A 20,883-nucleotide genomic window follows, 5' to 3' on the forward strand; every position below is an offset into this window, starting at 1 on the left:
TCGCGCCGCCCACTCACCCTGGGTATTTTCCGGTCAGTTCGTGCGCGGCGTTGGCGGCGAAATCCTGCGCCGCTTGAAGGGAATTCGTGGTGGCCTGCTGCGCGGCGGCCAGCCTGCGCAGCATCCCGTCCATCGCCTTGGACAACTCTTCGGCCTCGCGCACACCCCGCACCTCGGGCATCGCATCGGTGCCCTTGCCCAGCTTCGAGGTGTGCTCGGTCAACCTGCGCAGCGGCCGGATCGCCGGCCCGGCGAGCAGCCAGCCCAGCCCGGCGGCGATCAACACCGTCACCGCACCGACCGCCACATACAGCGGGATCCTGGCCCGGCTCAACAGAATGCTGTCCGCGCGGATGCCGATCGACATCAGGATGCCGCCATGCTGGTCGACGGGCACGGTGCGGACGCGGTACTCGACGCCGTTGACCTCCACGGTCGCCGTCCCCGGCGGCAGCGGCGGCAATTGGAACCCCCGCTGGAACACCACCTCGCCGGTCGAGCGTGAGCGGCCTGTCTGCAGCACCCCGCGACGCGGATCGGACAGCTGGTCGGGATACATGCTGGCGTCGACGATGGAGTCCAGCCGCCGATCCAGTTGCGCGGCATCGTTGTTGGCCAACACCACCGACGTGAGGATGGTGAACGCCGCGACGACCGCGGCGGCAGCGGCGGCCGCCGCAACCGCCACGCGCGTGCGCAGCGACGCGGACCGGATGCGTCGAAAGACGTTCACGGGCTGAGGTCTACGGCTCAGCCCGCAGCACGTAGCCGATTCCGCGCACGGTGTGGATGACGCGCGGCAGGTCGTCGCGTTCGAGTTTGCGCCGCAGGTAGGAGATGAACACGTCCGCGACGTTGGTGTCGACGTCGAAGTCGTAGCCCCACACCAACTCCAGCAGCCGCTGCCGTGACAGCACGACGCCGGCGTTCTCGGCCAGCACGGCCAGCAGGTCGAACTCGCGCTTGGTCAGGTCGACCCGCTCGCCGTCGACGAACACCAGCCGGCGCGCGGTGTCGATGGTCAACGGCCCGATCGTCATGGTGTCGGAGGCCTGATCGGAGTTGCTGGCACGGCGCAGCAATGCGTGCAGGCGCGCGACGAGCTCGCCCAGGTCGAAGGGCTTGGTCAGATAATCGTCGGCACCCGCCTCGAGGCCGGCGATCCGGTCGTTGACCGTGTCCCGCGCGGACAGCACGCAGATGGGAATGTCATTTCCCAACGCGCGCAAGGCGGTAACCACGGCGACGCCGTCGAGTTCTGGCATCTGCACGTCCAGAACCAGGGCGTCGTGCGGTTCGGTGGACAGGAGCCGCAGCGCTTCCTTACCGGTCGCCGCGACCCGGACGTCGAATCCGGAATGCCGCAATCCGCGGGCGACGGACGTTCTGACGTCAGGGTCGTCGTCGACCATCAGCACCGTGCGACCCGCGCCGTCCGCGGGCTGCACGTGGACTACGGAACGGCGGGAGCCGTGGCGCCGCAGCGATTCTTCAGATCGACCAACGGCTGGCGGATCCCGGTCAGCTCGGCCTTCACCTGAGGATTGGCGTCGAGGTACTTCTGCACCTCGGCGCGGACGTCCTCACGGTGCTTGCCTTCCAGCCCGGTGAAGAAGTTGTTCACGTCGGGATGGGTGTGCAGGTAGGCCGACGTCGACGCCGAGACACCGGCGGCCACGCCGGCCAGGTCGGCGGCGGTGCAGCCGGGCGGATCAGGTGCGGGGTCGGCCATGGCCGATGGGATGGCACCGAACAACATCGCACCGGCAATTGCGCCAGTGCCGATCGCGCCAGCTACCGCGCGGCGTGCGATACGGGGCGAGAGCATCATGGACCAGCTCCTTCATCGAATGTGGACCGACACCGAAAGCTAATCAGAATCAGCGAGGACTTGCTCGCCTTGCGACAACCCGATCGGGAGAAGTTCAGCGACCGGGGCCGGGCAGCGGGCCGGTGCCCTGCACCACGGCGGGCACGCTCACGGCCTGCGCGGCGCCGGGCAGCGACCCGCCCTGCGACTGCGCGGTCTGCATCAGCCCGAGCAGCTGAGGGACGGTGATCGGCAGCTTGCACCGACCGGACAGGCTGACGAGCGGCTGCTGCAGCTGCTGCATGTCCTTGGCCACGTCCGGGTTGGCGTCGAAGTAGTTCTTCAGCGCGCCCAGCGACTGCGGGCCGGCCTGCTGCTGGCTGATGGTGGTCAGTTCCTCGTTGGTCTCCGGATGCGCGTCAAGGTACTTGCCCGTGTTGGTGGCCACGGTGCCGACCGTCTTGGCCACCTCGCTGGCCGCGCAGGGATCCGGTGCGGCCGTTGCTGACGGAACCGCCAGCACTGCCACCGCGGCGCCTGTCGCTGCGCAGGCGGTCAACGCGGTGTAGAGGCCGCGGCGCAGCGCTTTGGTGGTCGTGTTCATGGACAACTCCTTACGGCGTGCGAATGCCCACTCGCGTCGCAACACTGCGATCGAACGGCTGTGGATTTCCCCCGACGCCAGATACAACCCGGGCCATCTTGCCATCCACGCCGCTCGGCTGGCCAATCTGGCGAGCGAAACCCCAGCTAGAGAAGGGAGTAAGAGCTGGCTAAGGCGTCTCTGGCAGGTCTGTTGGGGGGCGTCACCTTACCGCATGCTGCGGTACGCTCTCGGCCAGAAACGCCTAGAAAACGCCGTGATAAAGACAACGGGGAGTTCGCCATCCAGCAGTTCATGATGCGCTTGAGCAGCAACCTGCGCAGATATCGCTGGGCGGTCTTCGCGGTGTGGCTGATGTTGCTCGCACCCGCGATCTATCTCGCGATGGCCCAGTCGTCGAACCTCACCGGTGGCGGGTTCGAGGTGGAGGGTTCGCAGTCGCTGCGCGTGCAGCGTCAGCTCGAGCAGTACTTCCCCGACCAGGGCGCCTCCCCGCTGGCCTTGGTGGCCGCCCCCCGCACCGACGCCTCGTTCGAAGACATGAACGCCGCAGTGGCGCACCTCGAACGCCTCGCCGCCGAGGTGCCCAGCGTCAAGGTGGTGCCCAATCCGCAGCAGCCGGCGCCGCAACCGGACCGGCCCTACGTGCTCACCCTGCAGCTGGACTTCGACAACACCGGCGCCGTCGACGTCGCCAAACAACTCCGCAAGAAGGTCGGCATCGACGGCGAAGAACCCGGCGAGACCGAGAACGGCAAGGTCCGGCTCTACGTCATCGGGCAGGGCGCGCTGGGCGCCGCGGCGACCGCGGCCACCAAGAACGACATCGCCCAGGCCGAGCAGTGGAACCTGCCGATCGTGCTGATCGTGTTGCTCGCGGTGTTCGGATCGCTTGCCGCCGCGGCGATCCCGCTGGTGCTCGGCATCTGCACCGTCGTGGTGACGATGGGACTGGTCTATCTGCTGTCGATGTACACCACGATGTCGGTGTTCGTGACGTCGACGGTGTCGATGTTCGGCATCGCGCTGGCCATCGACTACTCCCTTTTCATCTTGATGCGGTTCCGGGAGGAACTGCGCGCGGGCCGCGACCCCGATCAGGCCGCCGATGCGGCGATGGCCACGTCGGGTCTGGCGGTGGTGCTGTCAGGTCTGACGGTGATCGCGTCGGTGACGGGCATCTACCTGATCAACACCCCGGTGCTGGTGTCGATGGCCACCGGCGCGATCCTCGCGGTCGCAGTGGCGGTGCTGACATCGACGACGCTGACGCCCGCGGTGCTGGCGACGTTCGGGCAGGCCGCGGCCAAGCGGTCGTCGTACCTGCACTGGTCGCGTCGCGGCGAGACCACGCAGTCGCGGTTCTGGACCCGCTGGACCGGCTGGGTGATGCGCCGGCCGTGGGTGTCGGCGCTGATGGCGGCGGCTTTCCTGCTGACGCTGGCCGCGCCGGCGTTCGCGATGGTGCTGGGCAACAGCATGCAGCGCCAGTTCGACGCCGCCCACGAGATCCGCGGCGGCGTCAACGCGGCCGCCGAGGCGCTGGGCGCCGGCGCGCTGGGGCCGGTGCGGGTGTTGGTGACGTTCCCCGCGGGCGCCGCGTCGGCCGGGCAGAACGCCCCCGTGCTCGATGCCGTGCGTCAGGAAATGACGAAGGCGCCCAACATCGTGTCGGTCTCGCCGCCGGTGTTCGGCACCGACCACCGCACCGCCCTGCTGTCGGCAGTGTTGTCGGTGGACCCCGAAGACATGGCCGCGCGCACCGCCGTCGACTGGATGCGCGAGAAGCTGCCGCCCGCCGCAGGGGACGCGGCGCGCATCGACGTCGGCGGGCCCACCGCGTTGATCAAGGATTTCGACGACCGGGTGTCGGCCACCCAGCCGGCGGTGTTCGGGTTCGTCGCGTTGATCGCGTTTCTGATGCTGCTGGTCTCGATCCGGTCGGTGTTTTTGGCCTTCAAGGGCGTGTTGATGACGGTGCTGTCGGTGGCCGCCGCCTACGGCAGCCTGGTCATCGTCTTCCAGTGGGGCTGGCTGGAGGAACTGGGCTTCAAGCAGATCTCGTCGCTGGATTCCACGATTCCGCCGCTGGTGCTGGCGATGACGTTCGGGCTGTCGATGGACTACGAGATCTTTTTGCTCCCCCGGATCCGGGAGCGGTTCCTGCAGACGGGCAACACCCGCGACGCGGTCGCCTACGGCGTGAGCACCAGCGCGCGCACCATCACCAGTGCGGCGTTGATCATGATCGCGGTGTTCGTCGGTTTCGCCTTCGCGGGTATGCCGCTGGTCGCCCAGCTCGGTGTCGCGTGCGCGGTGGCGATCGCGGTCGACGCGACGGTGGTGCGGCTGGTGCTGGTGCCCGCGCTGATGGCGATGTTCGACGAATGGAATTGGTGGCTGCCGCGCTGGCTGGACCGCATCCTGCCGTCGGTCGACTTCGAGAAGCCGCTGCCGGCGGCCGACATCGGCGATCTGGTCATCATCCCCGACGACATCTCCGAGGTGGGCGTGCCGGGTTCGGACCTACGCATGGTGGTCAAGTCCGCCGCCAAACTGAAAACGCTTGCGCCGGACACGATCACCGTCGCGGACCCGCTGGCGTTCAGCGGCTGCATGCCGGTGCGGCTGGGGCACCGCATCAAGGGCGGCGACGAGGCGCTGCCGGCCCGCCGGCCAGTGGGTGTCAACGCCGGGGGCGGGGGCGGCACGGCCCTTCGCAGTGGCGTCGCCAACGGAAACGGGAAATCGTTGTCGAACGGCCGTCGGGTGCATCCGGTCACCATGTGGCGCGGCCGGCTGTCGGTAGCCCTGGACGCGCTGGAGACCGAGGCCGACGCCGTGCGCGCGCCGATGGAACGCCGCAGCCCGATGGAGTTCACCAACGTGCTTCTGCCCACTGGGGACCGGCTGCAGATCCCGACCGGCGCGGAAACTCTGCGATTGAAGGGCTACCTGATCATGTGCCGCAACAGCACACGGGATTACGCCGAGTTTGCCGATTTGGTCGAGTCGATGGAAACTCAAACGGCTGCACTGGTGCTATCGGGCATCGACCGGTACTACTGTGGTCAGCAGCCGAGAAGGCACTGGGTGGCCACCCAGTTGGTACGCCGACTGGCCGATCCGCAACCGTCGGACGAGCATGACACCCGGATGTCGGGCGCCGATGCAGAAGCCGATTGGGCGAAGGTCCGGAAGCGCTGCCTGTCAGTGGCCGTCGCGATGTTGGAGGAGGCGAGGTGACGTTGGCCCCCGAGGTTCGGGATACGCGCCGCAACGGTGCCTCCGCAGGTGTCTCCGCCCGCACCCGACCCGCGCCCCGCCCACCGGTCGACGACCGACCGGTGGAGTTCTGGCCCACCGCCGCGATCCGCGCCGCCCTGGAGAAGGACGACCTGGCGGTGTGGCAGCGCATCGTCACCGCCATCAAACGCGACCCCTACGGCAGGACCGCGCGTCAGGTCGAAGAGGTGCTGGAAACGGCACGGCCGTACGGGGTTTCGAAGGCGATGGCCGAAGTTCTGACCCGCACCCGCGACCATCTGGAGGCCAGCGAACGCGCGGAGGTGGCGCGGCATGTGCGGCTGCTGCTGGACCGCTCCGGGCTGGCACCGCAAGAGTTCGCGTCTCGGATCGGGGTGCCCAGTGACGAGTTCTCGTCGTACCTGTCGGGCAAGAAGAGCCCGGCCGCGTCGCTGATGATCCGGATGCGCCGGCTGTCCGACCGATTCGCCAAGATGCACGCCCAACGCGGCGGCGGGCAGTGATTCTTGCGCTCGGCGGCTAACGCGAGTGGATCGGCGTGACGTCGTCGACCAGCCAGCGGCCGCCCTCCTTGGACAGCGTGACGCGCAGCGCCAGCACCGCGACGTCGGGTTGTTTACCGGGCACGCTCTGAGTGCCGCGCAGCACCACCGCGACGCTGGCGGCATTCGGGCCGATCGCCTCCACCCCCGCCGAGATGGTGCTGGCTTGAGCGGAGACGTTCTTGCTGGTCAATTCCTTTGCCACACCGGCGAATTCGTTCTTGAAGGCGTCAGCGCGCTCGGGCCGCATCATTGCGGTCGCCCGGTCGATCGATGCGGTCGGGCTCTGCGGGGTGAACGTCGCGGTGGCCTCCGAGACGCTGCTGGCGATGCCCACCACCTCGGCGCTGTCGCGGTTGAGGTTGCGGTCGGGGACCGTCCACTGCAGATAGCTGACGACGACCGCAGCCGCCAACGCCGCGGTGGCCACGCCGACGACCGCCAACCGCAGGCCGGGCCCGTCGTCGTCGGTGCCGACGGTGACCCCGTCGCGGCGCGCCAGCACGAAATTGACGATGACGCCCTGCACGATCAGCAGGCACAGGATCGAGCACACCGACACCCACCACAGCGGCCACGCGAGTGCCAGGCCGATGAACACCAGCGCGGCGATCGCCGCCGCCGGCGCGAGGATGTCGAATGCCAAGACCCGCAATCGGTCTCTCATCGGATGGGCTCCAGCCGCGAAATCATCAGCTTGCCGTCGATGTCGGAGACGTCCAGCCGCATCGTCCAGCGCACGGTCTGCGGCTGCTCCGTGCCCTGGTTCTCGCTCACCGACGTGGCGACCACCAGCACGGTGTCGGTGCGCGACGCGACCGCCGCCACCCCGTCTTGCCGTTGCGCCGGCGGCGGTGCACCGTTGGGGCCCGGCGGGTTGTGGTGCAGCGATTCGATCGACACCGAGTCGATCTGACCGCGCGTCTTCGACTGAAGTGTTTGAACCAGCTTCATGTACGGCTCGACGGCCGATTCGAATTCGGCGTTGAGCTCGCCGACGGTGGCCTCGTGCAGCTTCTCCAGGCTGGGCGCGACGTTGTCCTTGTTCATGTTGACCAGCACGCTGGTCCAGTCGGCGGCGGTCTGCAGCACCCGGGTTTGGTAGCGGCGTTCGTCGACGTCGCCGCGATGCTGGAGCCAGATGAGCCCCGCGAGCACGACGGCGGCCACCGCGAGGGCGCCCAACACTGCGGAGCCAATGCCGTAGCCGGTGAAGACGGGTCCACGGTCGTCGTCGTCATCGGACATGGCCGTGAGGGTACCGGTGGTCAGAACCGGTAGCGGAGCTGCACCGCGCCGGAAGCCGGGAACGCTCGGGTGGCGGCAAGGCGTAGCCGACCGTTCTGGCCGGTGAACAGTGGCAGCCCGCCGCCGATCAGCTCCGGGTAGACCAGCAACCGAACCTCGTCGACGTACGGCAGCAGCGCCTGGGCGGTCTGCGCGCCGGCGAAGACCGCGATGTCCCGTTGACTGCGCGCCTTGATCCGCGCGACGTCGGCGGGCAGGTCGGCGCCGATGCGCTCGGCCGGTCCCCAGCTCAGGTCCGGCTCGCCCCGCGACAGCACGAGTTTGGTCACGCTGTTCATCAGCCGCGTCTGCTCGCGTTCCACTGCCGTGCCGGTCGGCCCGTCCTGCCAGTACGGCGCGAGCTCGCGGTAGGCGGTGTGGCCGAGGATCATCGCGTCGATGCCGCGCAGCTGCTCGGCCATCAGCTGCTCGACCTCCGCGTCGGGCACCAGGCACCAGCCCAGGCCGCCATCACGGTCGGCGACATAGCCGTCCAGGCTCGTCATGATCGACAAGAACATCTCGCCCATGCCCTATAGACCGGCGCGACGACGAGAACTCAGCGCGTACGCGGCCGTCTGGCAACATGTTGGGGTGACGGTAGAAGCACTCAGATCCGGTATCGACCTCAGCCATGTCGACCCGCAAGCCCGCCCGCAAGACGATCTGTTCGGCCACGTCAACGGCCGCTGGCTGGCCGAGTACCAAATTCCCGCCGACCGTGCCACCGACGGCGCGTTCCGGTCGCTGTTCGATCGCGCCGAGGAGCAGGTCCGCGACATCATCACCGAGGCCGCGTCGCCGGGTGCGGCAACCGGCTCCGACGAGCAGCGCATCGGCGACCTGTACGCCAGCTTCATGGACGAGGCCACGGTCGCCCGCCTCGGGGTTCAGCCGCTGCTCGACGAGCTCGCGACCATCGATGCCGCCGACAGCCCGGAAGCCCTGGCCGCGGTGCTGGGCGCACTGCAGCGCACCGGCGTCGGCGGCGGGGCCGGCCTCTACATCGACACCGATTCCAAGGACTCCACCCGCTACCTGGTGCACCTGAACCAGTCCGGCATCGGCCTGCCCGACGAGTCCTACTACCGCGACGAGCAGCACGCCGAGATCCTGACCGCCTACCCGCAGCACATCGCGCGCATGTTCGCGCTGGTGTACGGCGGATCGGCGGACGATCATGCCGACACCGCGGCGCGCATCGTCGCGCTGGAAACCAAGCTCGCGGCGGCGCACTGGGACGTGGTCAAGCGCCGCGACGCCGACCTCACGTACAACCTGCGCCGTTTCACCGACCTGCCTTCTGAGGCGCCGGGATTCGACTGGACCGGCTGGATCACCGCACTGGGCACCACCCCGGAGAAGGCCGCGGAAGTGGTTGTCCGGCAACCCGATTACCTGACGACGTTCGCGGCGGCGTGGTCGAGTGAGAGCCTCGACGACTGGAAGGCCTGGGCGCGTTGGCGGCTGATCCATGCCCGCGCGTTTCTGCTGACCGACGAGCTGATCGCCGAGGACTTCGCGTTCTACGGCAAGAGGCTGTCGGGCACCGAGCAGATCCGCGACCGCTGGAAGCGTGGCGTCTCGGTCGTCGAGGGCCTGATGGGCGACGCGCTGGGCAAGCTCTACGTCGAGAAGCACTTCCCGCCGGGCGCCAAGGCGCGGATGGACGAATTGGTGGCCAACCTGCGTGAGGCGTACCGCGTCAGCATCAGCGACTTGGAGTGGATGACGCCGGAGACCCGCGCCAAGGCGCTGGCCAAACTCGACAAGTTCACCCCGAAGATCGGCTATCCCGCGAAGTGGCGGGACTATTCGACGCTGGTCATCGAACGCGACGACCTTTACGGCAACTACCGGCGCGGCTACGAGGTGAACTACGACCGCGAGCTGGCCAAGCTCGGCGGGCCCGTCGACCGCGACGAGTGGTTCATGACGCCGCAGACGGTCAACGCGTACTACAACCCCGGCATGAACGAGATCGTCTTTCCCGCAGCGATTCTGCAGCCGCCGTTCTTCGACGCCGAGGCCGACGACGCCGCCAACTACGGCGGTATCGGCGCGGTCATCGGCCATGAGATCGGGCACGGGTTCGACGATCAGGGCGCCAAGTACGACGGCGACGGCAACCTGGTCGACTGGTGGACCGACGAGGACCGTGCCGAATTCGGCGCGCGCACAAAGGCGTTGATCGAGCAGTACGACGCCTACGTGCCGCGAGAATTACGAAACGGCCACTCCCCCGTTCCGCATGTGAACGGCGCCTTCACCGTCGGCGAGAACATCGGCGATCTCGGGGGGCTGTCCATCGCCCTGCTGGCGTATCAGCTGTCGCTGAAAGGCAAGGAGGCCCCGGTGATCGACGGGCTGACCGGTGTACAGCGGGTGTTCTTCGGCTGGGCGCAGGTCTGGCGCACGAAATCCCGTGAGGCGGAGGCGATTCGCCGGCTCGCGGTGGACCCGCACTCGCCGCCGGAGTTCCGCTGCAACGGCGTTATCCGCAACATCGACGCGTTCTACGACGCGTTCGACGTCAAAGAGTCCGACGAGCTGTACCTGGACCCGCAGCAGCGCGTCCGCATCTGGAACTGACGCGTACGACTAGAACATCTGCCAGTCGGACGCGCCGTCGGGCTGGTTGTAGATGCCGATGGAGTTCTTGATCACGATCGGATCGCCGCTGCCGAAGTTGTCGTAGAACCACTTCGCGTTCTCCGGGCTGAGGTTGATGCAGCCGTGGCTGACGTTCTCTTCGCCCTGCGAACCGACCGACCACGGCGCGCTGTGCACGAACACACCGCTGTTGTCGATGCGGACCGCGTCCTTGACCTTGAGCTTGTAGCCCTCCGGCGAGTTGACCGGCACGCCGTAAGTCGAGGAGTCCATCACGATGTCCTTGAACTTCTCGAGCACGTAGTAAGTGCCGTTCTTGGTTTCGTAGCCCTTCTTGCCCAGCGACACCGGGAACGTCTTCTCCAGCTTGCCGTTGCGCACGATCTCCATCTGGAGGGTCTTGTTGTCGATGGTCGCGACCAGCTGCTCGGGAACGGTGAAGCTGGACTTGGTGCCGCCGGCGTCGATGTTGACGACGGTGCCGGCTGGCCAAAAGTCCTGGGGCCGCCAGCGCAGCTGGGTGTCGCTGGTCCAGTAGAACCGGCCGGGCACCGGCGGGTTCGACGAGATGTGGACGGCCGATTCGGCCAGCGCCTTGTTGGCGATGGGCCGCTGGAAGTTGATGTAGATCGGCTTGGCGGCGCCGACCTTCGATCCGTTCACCGGATTGAACGACGGCGGCAGGAACACCGGCTCGCCGACGTACGGCGTCGGGTTCTGCCCGGCGGGTGTGCCCTCCGGAATCGGCTGTGGCTGCGTCGCGGGCGGCCCGAACGGGTTGAACGGCGCCGGGGCCGGCGCGGGCGCAGCGGCCAGCGGGTCCGCCGGATCGGCCGGCGGCAACTCGGCCGGAGCGGGTTCGGGCGGAGGCGGCGGTACGGCCGCGGCCGCGTCGATGGGCGCGGGCGGCGGAGGCGGTGGCACCTCGGGATCCGCCAGCGCCGCTGGGCTTGCTAGGGCCATTCCCCCGACGAGTCCGGCCGCGAGGATCGCGGTGACCAGTCTCCCCCTAGTCCGCTGTGGCATGCGTCACCTCCAGTCACACAACTTCGTCCAGTGTGGCATAGCGCGGTGACCAGCTACCGCCACCAGGGGCCGCCAAACCCCCGACGCTCGCATGGCCCAAGGCGCTGAGCTGGTGTGTTAATCGCGCTGGGGTGTCGAACGTTACTTTGCGCTGGTTACCGGAGGAACCTCGAAGAGGTTACGGATGACGAGCACGCCGGCCAGTGCGACGACGATCAACGCGGTCGACCCCGCGATCATGGCGGCCGGCCCCGCGTGTTCGTAGAGCAGCCCGCCCGCCAGCGAACCGGCCATGATGCCGACCTGGAACGCGGCGACATACAGCCCGGACGCGCCGTCGGGGTCGTCGGGGGCGGTGCGCATGGCCGAGGCCTGCAGCATCGGTGGTAGTGCCGTCGATGACGCGCCCCACAGCACGATCGCCACGACGCCGACCACCACGGTAAGTAGGCCCGCACGACTGTCGACAGCAAGCGACGACAACACCACGAACGCCGTCGCCAGCGCGCCCAGGCAGCCGGCCACCGATGCCTTCGGCCACTGGTCCAGCGGCCGCGCCATCACCGCCATCGAGATCAGGCCCGCTATGCCGAACGCGGCCAGCAGCCAGGCCAGAGCCGGGCCGTGCACGCCCACCACGTCGCGGATGATCACCACGATGAAGGTGTAGGAGATGAAGTGTCCGGTGACGCCGATGAGCGTCAGCACCGACAGCGTCACCAGCCGGTTGTTGCGGTGGTGGCTCTTGTGGCGACGGACGTCGTCTACCTCGTCGGGCGACAACGCCATCGGCGGCAGCGACGCCCAGGCCGCCAACGTGACCACCGCGGCGGCGCCGGTGACGACCACCACGGCCAGCCGCCAGCCCCACAGCTCGCTCATCGCCGCGGTGAGCGGGTTGCCGACGACCAAGGCCAGGCTCGTCCCGACGTACACCGCCGTGGTCGCGCGCCCGGCGTGGCTGGCCGGCACAAGCCGGATACCGATCGGCGCGATCACCGACCACATCAGCCCGTGGGTGAGCGCGCACAGCACGCGGCCGCCCGCGAGCACCGCGAAATTCGGTGCCATCGCCGAAATCACTTGGGACACCGTCAAACACACCAAGGTCAGCAGCAGCGTGCGCCGACGCGGCCAGCGCGCGGTCAACCGCACCAGCGGCACCGTGGTGACCGCGGCCACCAGCGCGTAGCTGGCCATCAGGGTGCCGACTATCGCTTCGCTGACCCGCAGGTCGGCCGCGATCGCGGGCAGCGCGCCGACCGGCACGATCTCGGCGGTCACATAGACGAAGGCCGCCGCGGCGAGCACCGTCAGCTGGACGGCGATGCGCGGCGTCCAAGTCCAGGCAGAAAGCGGCGTCTCGACGGTCATGCTGGGAAGCACGGTAGCGGCTCAACTGGCGTTTCCCTGGGATGCCGCGAGGCGCGCAGTCCAGCATGTGCACTACGACGGCAACTCCCAGCGCCACACCGGGCCCTCCTCGGGGTCGACGGCCTCGCCGGTGCAGCGAAAGCCGAGCCGCCGAAGCACTCCGGTCGACGGGTTGTCGTGCGCGAGCGTGTGGGCGACTACTGCGTCGACCCCGGCAGCTCGCGCCTTCTCGATGAGGGCACCGGCCGCGGCAATGCCATACCCCCGCCCACGGAAGCGCGGCGCCACCTCGTAGCCGATCTCGACGACGCCGTCTGTTGGCGGGCCGACATACCCACCGGAGCCGACGAGGTGGTCATCGGCCAGGAAGAAGTGCATCCACCAATCGGCTTGCTCCGGATGCTGCTGCAGTTTCTCGATGGTGAACTCGATGGACTCCGGAAACTCTGGCCAACCGTCTGGCACCGGGCTTTTGATAAGGCGGCCGAAGGCCGACGGGTCGTCCTTTAGCGCAACGAGATGCTCGATGGTTGCGGGCAGCAGTTCGACGCCGGGCATGGTGGCAGTGTGTCAGGCTTATTTGGTGATTGTTGCGTTCAGTGTCAGCCCGCTCGGCGGCGACGAGAGTGTGGGCGCGGCCGTCGCCGAGGCCATCCGGGTGGTGCGCGCGTCAGGGCTTCCCAACGAGACCAATGCGATGTTCACCAACATCGAGGGCGAGTGGGACGAGGTGATGGCCGTCGTCAAGCAGGCGGTCGACGCCGTGGCCGCCGTCGCCCCGCGGGTCAGCCTGGTGCTCAAGGCCGACATCCGCCCCGGTTACATCGGTCAGCTCAAAGCGAAGGTGGAGCGGATCGAGCAGGAGCTACGAGCGCACCAGCCGGGCGATCGCCGCTGACGCCTCGGCGAGCTTCTCGTCGGCCTGATCGCCACCCTCGGCGACGGCCTGGGTGACGCAGTGGCCGAGGTGCTCGTCGAGCAGTCCGAGCGCAACCGATTGCAGCGCGCTGTTGACCGCGCTGATCTGGGTCAGCACGTCGATGCAGTACTTGTCCTCGTCGATCATCTTCGCGATGCCGCGCACCTGGCCCTCGATCCGACGCAAGCGCTTGGCGTAGTTTTCCTTTTGCGGCGAATAGCCACGTGTCGCAGTCATTTTCAGCCTCCCAGCATGCCCTGCATCTGCGCGATCTCCGCTTGCTGCGTGTCCACGATCGTCTGTGCCAAGCGTTTCGCGTCGGCATTCTCGCCGTTGGCGATCTCGGCCTTGGCCATCTCGATTGCGCCCTGGTGGTGCGCGATCATCGATTGCAGCCACAGTGTGTCGAACTCAGTGCCGCCCAGCGACTCCAGCTTCGACATGGTGGCGGTGTCGACCATGCCCTGCATCGGCGCGCTGTGCCCGCCGTGATCACCGCCCGCGTCGGATCCTTCCGTCCACTGCACCAGAAAAACCTTCATCGCCTCGATCTCGGGCTGCTGCGCCGCGGAGATCCGCTCGGCCAGCTCGATGAGCTCCGGATTGGAGGCGCGCCCGGGCACCAGTGCCGAGAGTTCGAGCGCCTGCTGGTGATGCGAAATCATATTGGTCGCGAAGGTGACGTCGTCGGCGTTGAACCCCGCGGGCTCACCCGTGATGACCGGCTCTTCGGTGTGCTCTTGGGCGGGCGGGGCGCTGCTACACGAGGACACGAACAGCGCGGCGGCCAGGGCAGCCAGGACGGCGATGAGTCGGGGCGTCATGACTACAGCGTACCGCATACCCCTCCGGGGTATCGATAACGGTTTGGCCGGGCGAAATGCCGCGGGCATACTGAAGCCCATGCCCTCATCGCCAGACATCAAGCCCCGCAGTCGCGACGTCACCGACGGCCTGGAGAAGGCCGCCGCCCGTGGCATGTTGCGCGCGGTAGGCATGGGGGACGAAGACTTCGCAAAGCCGCAGATCGGCGTCGGCTCGTCGTGGAATGAGATCACGCCGTGCAACCTATCGCTGGACCGGCTCGCCAAGGCCGTCAAGGAAGGCGTGTTCGAAGCGGGCGGTTTTCCGATGGAGTTCGGCACCATCTCGGTGTCCGACGGCATCTCGATGGGCCACGAGGGCATGCACTTCTCGCTGGTGTCGCGCGAGGTGATCGCCGACAGCGTCGAAACGGTCATGCAGGCCGAGCGCCTCGACGGGTCGGTGCTGCTGGCCGGTTGCGACAAGTCGCTGCCCGGCATGCTGATGGCCGCGGCGCGCCTCGACCTGGCGTCGGTGTTCCTGTACGCCGGGTCGATCCTGCCGGGCATCGCCAAGCTGTCGGACGGCACCGAGCGCGAGGTCACCATCATCGACGCGTTCGAGGCCGTCGGCGCCTGCGCACGCGGGCTGATCCCGCGTGAGGACGTCGACGCCATTGAACGCGCCATCTGCCCCGGCGAGGGCGCCTGCGGCGGCATGTACACCGCCAACACCATGGCTTCTGCGGCCGAGGCGCTGGGCATGTCGCTGCCGGGCAGCGCCGCCCCGCCTGCCACCGATCGCCGCCGCGACGGGTTCGCGCGCCGGTCCGGTCAGGCCGTCGTGGAGCTGCTGCGCCGCGGCATCACCGCCCGCGACATCCTGACCAAGGAGGCGTTCGAGAACGCGATCGCGGTGGTGATGGCGTTCGGCGGGTCGACCAACGCGGTGCTGCACCTGCTGGCCATCGCCCACGAGGCAAACGTGAAGCTGACGTTGGAGGACTTCACCCGCGTCGGCGCGCGCGTCCCCCACCTCGCCGACGTGAAACCCTTCGGCAGCCACGTGATGACGGACGTTGACCGCATCGGTGGTGTGCCGGTCGTGATGAAGGCGCTGCTGGATGCCGGTCTGCTGCATGGCGATTGCCTGACCGTCACCGGCCAGACGATGGCGGCCAACCTCGCCCACATCGCGCCGCCGGACCCCGACGGGAAGGTGCTGCGCGCACTGACCAATCCGATCCATCCCACCGGCGGCATCACCATCCTGCACGGTTCGCTGGCGCCCGAGGGGGCGGTGGTCAAGTCGGCCGGCTTCGACTCCGATGTATTCGAAGGCACCGCACGGGTTTTCGAACGCGAACGCGCCGCACTGGACGCTTTGGAGGACGGCACGATCACCGCGGGCGACGTCGTGGTCATCCGCTACGAAGGCCCCAAGGGTGGGCCGGGCATGCGCGAGATGCTGGCCATCACCGGCGCGATCAAGGGCGCCGGACTGGGCAAGGACGTGCTGCTGATGACCGACGGCCGGTTCTCCGGCGGTACGACGGGGTTGTGCGTAGGCCACATCGCGCCCGAGGCCGTCGACGCGGGGCCGATCGCGTTTGTGCGCGACGGTGACCGCATCCGTCTGGACGTGGCCAAGGGCACCCTGGACGTATTGGTCGATCCGGCCGAATTCGAGGCGCGCAAAGCGGGTTTCGAGCCGCTACCGCCGCGTTACACCACCGGCGTGTTGGCCAAGTACACCAAGCTCGTCGGCTCGGCGGCCGTCGGCGCGGTCTGCGGCTAGGACGCCCGGCCGGGGCGAACCCCGGCCGGTTTGTCGTGCCCTGTCAGTGGGCTTCGGGGCTGCGGACCCGCATGCCGAAGTACACGGCGTACAGGCCAAGCACCGTGACCACCGCACCGGCGATCACGTGTGACCACATCATGCCCGTGGTCGGCGAGCCACCGAACAGCCACGGCGAGATGATCAGCCACACGCCGAGAACCGGCAGCGTCCAGGTCATCCCGTGGGTGCGGTCGAGCGCCGAGCCGAAGCACATTGCCAGGACAGCGACGGTGATACCAACGATCAGCGCGTTGACGGCATGGCGTCCGAAGGCCTCGAAGCCGACGAACCACGGCGAAACCGCAACGTAGAGCCCCGTGAGGAAGGTGAATCCGAAGGTGCCCTGCGCCGTCATGGACTCGGCGGCACGGTCATAGTTGGCCCGCAGAGCCAGGATGTCAGGATGCTGATCGATTGATGCATGGGCTGTAGCCATTTTGTTTCCTTTCTGTTATGCGGCAAGTGGTTTGGGCTTGCCACACCCATCCATCGATATCCAAGTTACGCCCGCTGACAGACCTCAGCAATCAAGATCAAATGCGCCGGACCGGCTCACAGCGGGGCCGAGGCCGGGTTGTGGTAGGAGAGAACGATGGCGCTCACTCCCCTGCCCGATGACCAATGGGACGACGACGTCCGCGACGCGCTGGCCAGCATGGTGGCAGAGGGCCGGCGCAACCGCGAGGGCGCCGGTAATGCGTTGGCGACGCTCGTGCGTCATCCCAAGCTCACCGCCGCCTACCTGCCCTTCAGCGCCTACCTCCTGCAGGAGTCGACACTGCCGCCGCGGCTGCGCGAGTTTGCCATATTGCGTGTGGCACACCGGATTTCGAGTGCATACGAGTGGGGCCACCACGTGGAGCTCGGCGAACAGGCCGGTCTGACGTCGGCCGATATCGCGGCCGCCCGCAATGGCGATCCCGCTGACGACTTCGACCGCACGGTGCTGACCGCGGTCGACGAACTGCTCGAGGTGAACCGCATCACCGCCGACACGTGGGCCGCTCTCGGCAAACAGCTCGACGACCGTGCGCGCATGGACCTGATCTTCACCGTCGGCGGTTACGTCATGCTCGGGATGGCGCTCAACACGTTCGGCGTCGAACTGGAACCCGATCCGATGGTGGAGAACCTCTGAGCATCCAGCTCCGGTGGTTCACCACGCTGTTCGCGATGGCGTTGGTGTTCCACTACTCCGACAGCCAGCCCCTCGACGTGGGGCCGGCGCTGATCGCCGGCCTTCCGGCGCTGCTGTTCGGATCCTCGGTGGCCGCGTTCGTGCTGGTACTGGTGGCCGGGGCGACGGTGGCGGCGCTGAACCTGCCCGCCGCGTCGAACCACCTGGTGCTGACGCTGCTGGTCGCCCTGGCCTTCGGCGCCGCCGCGCTGTGGGCGCTGACCACCCGCGACCGCGAGGGCTCGTACGTCGAACGCTGGCTGGACGCGGCGCGCAGCCCGATCGGCCTGACCCTGCTCGGGGTCTACCTGTTCACCGTCTTCCACAAGCTCAACAGCGCCTTCTTCGACCCGTCGACGTCGTGCAGCGGCTCGCTGTTGGCCCAGCTCCTCGGCCGCAACGGCCTCGAGGTCGCGCTGAACGCGGGCGTCGTGCAGTCCGTCGCGATCGCGACGGTGCTGATCGAGGTCGCCGTTCTGGTCCTTCTGGCGATCCCGCGGCTGCGGTGCTGGGGCGTGCTGGCCGGGGTGGCCTTCCACGCGCTGCTGGCGCTGGCCTCGTTCTACGACTTCGCCACGATCGTCTTCGCGCTTTATGTGCTTCTCGTCCCGGCGGAGGTGTTCGCCGCGCTGGCACCCCGAGCTAAACCGTTGCGACGGCTGGCGTTGGCCGGCTTCGCGGCGCACGTGCTGCTGAGCATCAGCGCGGGCCTCGCGGACACCGCGGCCAGCCCTGTCGGTCTGCCGTGGCACACCCTGCTCGTTGCGACCTGGTTTATCGCGGTGGGCCCGTTGATGTTTCCGTTGGTATGGGCCTACCTCGCCGTGCGCGACCGTGTGGAAACACCCGGCTGGCGCCTGCGCCCCGTAGTGCTGTTGATCATCCCGCTGCTGGCGTTCGTCAACGGGGTGACGCCGTACCTCGGGCTAAAGACCGTCGCCAACTACTCGATGTTCAGCAATCTGCACACCGAGGAGGGCCGCACCAACCACCTCCTGCCCGGTGTCACCGCGATCGAGCTGACCCCCTACCAACGGGACACGGTCGACGTGACCGCGCTGTATCTCCCACCCGCCGACCAGGTCCGGCTTGACGCGCTGCACCGCGCGCTGGGCGGCGTGTCGCATTTGCAGCGTCAGTCCCGCTGGATCGCTGAAGGGCCGCCGGTGCGCATCCCGTGGCTGGAGCTGCGGCGCACGGTGTTGCTCTGGCAGAGCGCGGGCATCAGCGGCAACCGCCTCGAGTACGTGCGCGACGGGCAGCGCCATGTGGTGTCCGACGCGATCGCCGACGGGGTACTCGGTGCGCCGATGCCGTGGTGGCAGCGGCATCTGCTGGCGTTCCGGGCAGTCGACTCGCGCCTCGGCACCGACCACTGCCGCTGGTGACTTCAGTGTCGATCGGAGGCGTGCTGGATCGTCATACCGATATGAAGCTCAACAAGAAGTTCACTGCGACACTGCAGAAGAGCCCCGCGACGGGCGGGTGGACCTACGTCGTCATGCCCGACTCGGCCACGTTCTTCGGCACCCGCGCCCGGGTGAAGGTCCGCGGCACCATGGACGGGCAGCCGTTCGAGAGCTCGTTCATGGCGCTCGGCGACGGCACCCACAAGCTGCCGGTGAAGCCCGAATTACGCCGCCGCATCGGCAAGGAGGCCGGCGACGAGGTGACCGTTCAGCTCGACGAGCGGCTTACTTGACGCGAGCCACCGCGAAGCCGTCCCAGCCTTTGGTGCCGACGGTCTGGATGGCCGCGGTGTCCAGTCGTGGGCTGGCGCCCATCATCTCGAGCATGTCGCGCACGCCGCGGGCCTGCGCGTCGTCGTCGGCCGGCGCCAGCACCCGGCCCATCCGAGCGATGTTGTCCACCACGATGATTGAGCCCGGCCTGCCTAACTTGATCGCCCAGTCGACGTAGGCGGCGTTGTTCTCCTTGTCGGCGTCGATGAAGAACATGTCGAACGGCTCGCCGCGATCCAGCAGCCGCGGCAGGACCGTCAGCGCCGCGCCGACGATCACCTCGACGCGGTCGTCCACACCGGCCCGCTCCAGGTTCTTGCGCGCCACCTCGGCGTGCTTGGGCTCGTACTCCACGGTGACGACGCTGCCGTCTGGCCCCACTCCGCGGGCCAGGCAGATGGTGCTGTAGCCGGCCAGCGTGCCGATCTCCAGCACCCGCCGCGCCCCGGACATCGACGCCAGCAGCGTCAACAGCTTGCCGTGCTGGGCCGACACCTCGATCGCCGGCATCCCGGCGGGCCCGGTGGACTCCCGCGCGGCGCGCAGGGCCTCGTCCTCGGTGTGCAGGACGCTGGTGAACATCTCGTCGAGGTCGCGCGGGTCCGGTTCGCTCACCCGTCCCACGCTAGCGCTCATCGCACACCCTCTTTCGCGTACACCACGCGCAGCACGTGCCCGACTTCCGGGCCCATCACCGCGTCGGCGAGTTCGCAGAAGGCCGCGACGAACTCCGGCCCGTGCGCAGGCTCGCTGCGGCACAGGTGGTGGGCGATCTCATGCAGCACCACCAACTCCCGCAGCGCCCAGGTGGTGTGCCGGTCGGGCACCGCGATCGTCTCGTCGTCGGGCTCGTAGTGCGCCGCGGTGACGCCGCGCCGCGCCCGCACCGTCAACGGCCGCTTCTCGCCCACATGAGCGAGCACATCGTCGACGTAGCGCTGCACCGACTCCACCGAGCCGAACCGCCCCTCCGGCGGCAGCGTCAGGTGGGTGCCGAAGAAGTCGACGACGCGGTTGCCGTGCTCGCCGGCGCGGTCGAACAGCGTCCGCACGAATTCCTCGGCCGCGTAGACCTTCGAGCGCTGGCTGTCGCGAACTGTCACGACTCCAAAGCGCCGCGGGCACTGGCCAACTCAGGGCCAGGGCCGAGCCGCGCCCGTCGTCCGGCCCGATCCCCGGCCCGGCGCGCCGCCGACGAGTAGCCGGCCGTCGCACTGGTGGCCCGCCACGTGCCCCGCGCCTCGGACGCCTGCCGGTAGAAGTCCTTAAGCTCGATGTCCTTGTCCCGCAATGCAAGAGCGGTGCCCGGGCGGCCAGTGTCGGTGGCGGCCTCGCGCTGCGCCTCTTCGCGGGCCTCCGCCAGTCGCTTGCCGATGCGGGCACCGAACGCCAGCTGGAAATTGATCCGCGCGGTGATCGTCGGCGTCGGCCGATGCGCACCCGAGGCGATGTAGGCCTCCGACGCCCGCACCATCTGCATCACCAAGCTGGCGTAGAGCGCGTGGCTGGCGTCGATGTCCTCGGCGAAGCCGTAGGCGTAGACGAACGTCGAGTTCGACGCGACATCGCACTTGACGTCGTTGGCGGCCGCGATCACCACGAACAGCTGGACATAGGTCCGCAGCCCCCGCGTCCCGGCGGCGCCGATGGTGATGGTGCGCTGTTCGGGCATCTGCGCCTTGGTGCGTTTGTCGGAGTGCGACCGCGCGACCGCGAGGTCGATGGACGTGGCCGTCGCCAGCCGCTGCGCGGCAGTCATGAACGCCTCGGCCTCGTGCGGGTTGTCGGTGCCTTCGGCTTGGCGCAGCAGCGCGGCGATGCGGGCCAGCATCCTGTCGTCACTCATTGGTAGTCAGGGGCGCGGTGTCGGCAAGGCAGA

The 20,883-nt window shown here is 68.2% G+C and carries 23 protein-coding genes and 1 pseudogene; 8 read left to right on the forward strand and 16 right to left on the reverse strand.

All coding sequences use genetic code 11. From position 1 onward, the window contains the following. Positions 1 to 34 precede the first annotated feature (34 nt). From CWS39_RS25970 to CWS39_RS25985, 4 genes and pseudogenes are all read right to left on the reverse strand, one after another. Positions 35 to 688: pseudogene (locus CWS39_RS25970) on the reverse strand (HAMP domain-containing protein); the annotation flags it as partial. 55 nt (positions 689 to 743) lie between these two features. Next, positions 744 to 1,412, reverse strand: a complete 669-nt coding sequence (locus CWS39_RS25975; protein WP_199178311.1) for a response regulator transcription factor — start codon at positions 1,410 to 1,412, stop codon at positions 744 to 746. Between the two features lie 41 nt (positions 1,413 to 1,453). Beyond that, positions 1,454 to 1,831 (reverse strand): heme-binding protein, encoded by a 378-nt coding sequence (locus CWS39_RS25980; protein WP_102145764.1) that lies wholly within the window; start codon positions 1,829 to 1,831, stop codon positions 1,454 to 1,456. A gap of 94 nt (positions 1,832 to 1,925) precedes the next feature. Further along, positions 1,926 to 2,414, reverse strand: a complete 489-nt coding sequence (locus CWS39_RS25985) for a hemophore (RefSeq protein WP_102145783.1) — start codon at positions 2,412 to 2,414, stop codon at positions 1,926 to 1,928. Between the two features lie 294 nt (positions 2,415 to 2,708). Here CWS39_RS25985 and CWS39_RS25990 point away from each other — a divergent pair, with 294 nt between their 5' ends. Both CWS39_RS25990 and CWS39_RS25995 read left to right on the forward strand, forming a co-directional pair. After that, positions 2,709 to 5,660 (forward strand): MMPL family transporter, encoded by a 2,952-nt coding sequence (locus tag CWS39_RS25990; RefSeq protein ID WP_102145765.1) that lies wholly within the window; start codon positions 2,709 to 2,711, stop codon positions 5,658 to 5,660. Further along, the gene (locus CWS39_RS25995; protein WP_102145766.1) at positions 5,657 to 6,184 is read left to right on the forward strand and encodes a transcriptional regulator; all 528 of its coding nucleotides are present in this window, start codon (positions 5,657 to 5,659) and stop codon (positions 6,182 to 6,184) included. The genes CWS39_RS25990 and CWS39_RS25995 overlap by 4 nt, the downstream gene beginning before the upstream one ends. Positions 6,185 to 6,200: 16 nt before the next feature. Here the strand turns inward: CWS39_RS25995 and CWS39_RS26000 are convergent, their stop codons facing one another. From CWS39_RS26000 to CWS39_RS26010, 3 genes are read right to left on the reverse strand one after another with little or no spacing between them, the layout of a single operon-like run. After that, positions 6,201 to 6,890, reverse strand: a complete 690-nt coding sequence (locus CWS39_RS26000) for a hypothetical protein (RefSeq protein WP_102145767.1) — start codon at positions 6,888 to 6,890, stop codon at positions 6,201 to 6,203. After that, a complete protein-coding gene (locus tag CWS39_RS26005; RefSeq protein WP_102145768.1) occupies positions 6,887 to 7,471 on the reverse strand; it encodes a hypothetical protein in 585 nt (194 codons plus the stop codon). Before CWS39_RS26005 ends, CWS39_RS26000 begins: the two co-directional genes overlap by 4 nt. A gap of 20 nt (positions 7,472 to 7,491) precedes the next feature. Beyond that, on the reverse strand, positions 7,492 to 8,040 hold the full coding sequence (locus CWS39_RS26010) for a dihydrofolate reductase family protein (RefSeq protein ID WP_102145769.1): 549 nt from the start codon (positions 8,038 to 8,040) through the stop codon (positions 7,492 to 7,494). A gap of 64 nt (positions 8,041 to 8,104) precedes the next feature. Here CWS39_RS26010 and CWS39_RS26015 point away from each other — a divergent pair, with 64 nt between their 5' ends. Then, positions 8,105 to 10,102 (forward strand): M13 family metallopeptidase, encoded by a 1,998-nt coding sequence (locus CWS39_RS26015; RefSeq protein WP_233213702.1) that lies wholly within the window; start codon positions 8,105 to 8,107, stop codon positions 10,100 to 10,102. A 9-nt stretch (positions 10,103 to 10,111) separates the two neighbouring features. Here CWS39_RS26015 and CWS39_RS26020 read toward each other — a convergent pair whose 3' ends face one another. The 3 genes from CWS39_RS26020 to CWS39_RS26030 all read right to left on the reverse strand — a co-directional run bounded on the left by CWS39_RS26020 (position 10,112) and on the right by CWS39_RS26030 (position 13,081). Further along, a complete protein-coding gene (locus CWS39_RS26020) occupies positions 10,112 to 11,149 on the reverse strand; it encodes a L,D-transpeptidase (protein WP_102145771.1) in 1,038 nt (345 codons plus the stop codon). Between the two features lie 141 nt (positions 11,150 to 11,290). Continuing rightward, positions 11,291 to 12,523: an MFS transporter gene (locus CWS39_RS26025; RefSeq protein WP_102145772.1), complete on the reverse strand. Its 1,233-nt coding sequence runs from the start codon at positions 12,521 to 12,523 to the stop codon at positions 11,291 to 11,293. 72 nt (positions 12,524 to 12,595) lie between these two features. Then, positions 12,596 to 13,081: a GNAT family N-acetyltransferase gene (locus CWS39_RS26030; protein ID WP_233213703.1), complete on the reverse strand. Its 486-nt coding sequence runs from the start codon at positions 13,079 to 13,081 to the stop codon at positions 12,596 to 12,598. Between the two features lie 25 nt (positions 13,082 to 13,106). On the opposite strand from CWS39_RS26030, the gene CWS39_RS26035 reads away from it, so the two are divergent. Next, on the forward strand, positions 13,107 to 13,421 hold the full coding sequence (locus CWS39_RS26035; RefSeq protein WP_102145785.1) for an MTH1187 family thiamine-binding protein: 315 nt from the start codon (positions 13,107 to 13,109) through the stop codon (positions 13,419 to 13,421). Here the strand turns inward: CWS39_RS26035 and ricR are convergent. After that, positions 13,389 to 13,679 carry a copper-sensing transcriptional repressor RicR gene (gene ricR, locus CWS39_RS26040; protein ID WP_102145773.1) on the reverse strand — a complete coding sequence of 97 codons (291 nt, stop codon included), beginning with the start codon at positions 13,677 to 13,679 and terminating at the stop codon, positions 13,389 to 13,391. The two genes, CWS39_RS26035 and ricR, sit on opposite strands and share 33 nt — an antisense overlap. 2 nt (positions 13,680 to 13,681) lie before the next feature. After that, positions 13,682 to 14,266 carry a DUF305 domain-containing protein gene (locus CWS39_RS26045; protein ID WP_102145774.1) on the reverse strand — a complete coding sequence of 195 codons (585 nt, stop codon included), beginning with the start codon at positions 14,264 to 14,266 and terminating at the stop codon, positions 13,682 to 13,684. A 79-nt stretch (positions 14,267 to 14,345) separates the two neighbouring features. Here CWS39_RS26045 and ilvD point away from each other — a divergent pair, with 79 nt between their 5' ends. Further along, the gene (ilvD, locus tag CWS39_RS26050) at positions 14,346 to 16,043 is read left to right on the forward strand and encodes a dihydroxy-acid dehydratase (protein WP_102145775.1); all 1,698 of its coding nucleotides are present in this window, start codon (positions 14,346 to 14,348) and stop codon (positions 16,041 to 16,043) included. Positions 16,044 to 16,086: 43 nt separating this feature from the next. On the opposite strand, the gene CWS39_RS26055 is transcribed toward ilvD, so the two are convergent. Then, positions 16,087 to 16,521, reverse strand: a complete 435-nt coding sequence (locus tag CWS39_RS26055) for an SPW repeat protein (RefSeq protein ID WP_102145776.1) — start codon at positions 16,519 to 16,521, stop codon at positions 16,087 to 16,089. Positions 16,522 to 16,677: 156 nt separating this feature from the next. On the opposite strand from CWS39_RS26055, the gene CWS39_RS26060 reads away from it, so the two are divergent. The 3 genes from CWS39_RS26060 to CWS39_RS26070 are packed head-to-tail and all read left to right on the forward strand — an operon-like array spanning position 16,678 to position 18,964. Then, positions 16,678 to 17,223, forward strand: a complete 546-nt coding sequence (locus tag CWS39_RS26060; protein WP_102145777.1) for a carboxymuconolactone decarboxylase family protein — start codon at positions 16,678 to 16,680, stop codon at positions 17,221 to 17,223. A gap of 35 nt (positions 17,224 to 17,258) precedes the next feature. Then, a complete protein-coding gene (locus tag CWS39_RS26065; protein WP_102145778.1) occupies positions 17,259 to 18,650 on the forward strand; it encodes a hypothetical protein in 1,392 nt (463 codons plus the stop codon). A 41-nt stretch (positions 18,651 to 18,691) separates the two neighbouring features. Next, positions 18,692 to 18,964 (forward strand): DUF1905 domain-containing protein, encoded by a 273-nt coding sequence (locus tag CWS39_RS26070; RefSeq protein WP_102145779.1) that lies wholly within the window; start codon positions 18,692 to 18,694, stop codon positions 18,962 to 18,964. On the opposite strand, the gene CWS39_RS26075 is transcribed toward CWS39_RS26070, so the two are convergent. Genes CWS39_RS26075 through CWS39_RS26085 form a run of 3 tightly spaced genes read right to left on the reverse strand, consistent with a single transcriptional unit; the run spans position 18,957 to position 20,850 of the window. Further along, the gene (locus tag CWS39_RS26075) at positions 18,957 to 19,640 is read right to left on the reverse strand and encodes an O-methyltransferase (protein WP_102145780.1); all 684 of its coding nucleotides are present in this window, start codon (positions 19,638 to 19,640) and stop codon (positions 18,957 to 18,959) included. The two genes, CWS39_RS26070 and CWS39_RS26075, sit on opposite strands and share 8 nt — an antisense overlap. Continuing rightward, complete coding sequence (locus CWS39_RS26080) at positions 19,637 to 20,107, reverse strand: TIGR04338 family metallohydrolase (RefSeq protein ID WP_102145781.1); 471 nt, start codon at positions 20,105 to 20,107, stop codon at positions 19,637 to 19,639. Before CWS39_RS26080 ends, CWS39_RS26075 begins: the two co-directional genes overlap by 4 nt. Then, positions 20,104 to 20,850 (reverse strand): DUF2786 domain-containing protein, encoded by a 747-nt coding sequence (locus CWS39_RS26085; protein WP_102145782.1) that lies wholly within the window; start codon positions 20,848 to 20,850, stop codon positions 20,104 to 20,106. Before CWS39_RS26085 ends, CWS39_RS26080 begins: the two co-directional genes overlap by 4 nt. Positions 20,851 to 20,883: the final 33 nt, after the last annotated feature.

The organism is Mycobacterium hubeiense, assembly GCF_002838065.1.
Classification (GTDB): domain Bacteria; phylum Actinomycetota; class Actinomycetes; order Mycobacteriales; family Mycobacteriaceae; genus Mycobacterium; species Mycobacterium hubeiense.

Excerpts from the sequence above, each read along its gene's own strand:
- CWS39_RS25975 (WP_199178311.1), bottom strand. The coding sequence starts at position 1,412 with ATGGTCGACGACGACCCTGACGTCAGAACGTCCGTCGCCCGCGGATTG.
- CWS39_RS25980 (WP_102145764.1), bottom strand. The coding sequence starts at position 1,831 with ATGATGCTCTCGCCCCGTATCGCACGCCGCGCGGTAGCTGGCGCGATC.
- CWS39_RS25985 (WP_102145783.1), bottom strand. The coding sequence starts at position 2,414 with ATGAACACGACCACCAAAGCGCTGCGCCGCGGCCTCTACACCGCGTTG.
- CWS39_RS25990 (WP_102145765.1), top strand. The coding sequence starts at position 2,709 with ATGATGCGCTTGAGCAGCAACCTGCGCAGATATCGCTGGGCGGTCTTC.
- CWS39_RS26000 (WP_102145767.1), bottom strand. The coding sequence starts at position 6,890 with ATGAGAGACCGATTGCGGGTCTTGGCATTCGACATCCTCGCGCCGGCG.
- CWS39_RS26005 (WP_102145768.1), bottom strand. The coding sequence starts at position 7,471 with ATGTCCGATGACGACGACGACCGTGGACCCGTCTTCACCGGCTACGGC.
- CWS39_RS26010 (WP_102145769.1), bottom strand. The coding sequence starts at position 8,040 with ATGGGCGAGATGTTCTTGTCGATCATGACGAGCCTGGACGGCTATGTC.
- CWS39_RS26020 (WP_102145771.1), bottom strand. The coding sequence starts at position 11,149 with ATGCCACAGCGGACTAGGGGGAGACTGGTCACCGCGATCCTCGCGGCC.
- CWS39_RS26025 (WP_102145772.1), bottom strand. The coding sequence starts at position 12,523 with ATGACCGTCGAGACGCCGCTTTCTGCCTGGACTTGGACGCCGCGCATC.
- CWS39_RS26030 (WP_233213703.1), bottom strand. The coding sequence starts at position 13,081 with ATGCCCGGCGTCGAACTGCTGCCCGCAACCATCGAGCATCTCGTTGCG.
- ricR (WP_102145773.1), bottom strand. The coding sequence starts at position 13,679 with ATGACTGCGACACGTGGCTATTCGCCGCAAAAGGAAAACTACGCCAAG.
- CWS39_RS26045 (WP_102145774.1), bottom strand. The coding sequence starts at position 14,266 with ATGACGCCCCGACTCATCGCCGTCCTGGCTGCCCTGGCCGCCGCGCTG.
- ilvD (WP_102145775.1), top strand. The coding sequence starts at position 14,346 with ATGCCCTCATCGCCAGACATCAAGCCCCGCAGTCGCGACGTCACCGAC.
- CWS39_RS26055 (WP_102145776.1), bottom strand. The coding sequence starts at position 16,521 with ATGGCTACAGCCCATGCATCAATCGATCAGCATCCTGACATCCTGGCT.
- CWS39_RS26060 (WP_102145777.1), top strand. The coding sequence starts at position 16,678 with ATGGCGCTCACTCCCCTGCCCGATGACCAATGGGACGACGACGTCCGC.
- CWS39_RS26065 (WP_102145778.1), top strand. The coding sequence starts at position 17,259 with ATGGCGTTGGTGTTCCACTACTCCGACAGCCAGCCCCTCGACGTGGGG.
- CWS39_RS26070 (WP_102145779.1), top strand. The coding sequence starts at position 18,692 with ATGAAGCTCAACAAGAAGTTCACTGCGACACTGCAGAAGAGCCCCGCG.
- CWS39_RS26075 (WP_102145780.1), bottom strand. The coding sequence starts at position 19,640 with ATGAGCGCTAGCGTGGGACGGGTGAGCGAACCGGACCCGCGCGACCTC.
- CWS39_RS26085 (WP_102145782.1), bottom strand. The coding sequence starts at position 20,850 with ATGAGTGACGACAGGATGCTGGCCCGCATCGCCGCGCTGCTGCGCCAA.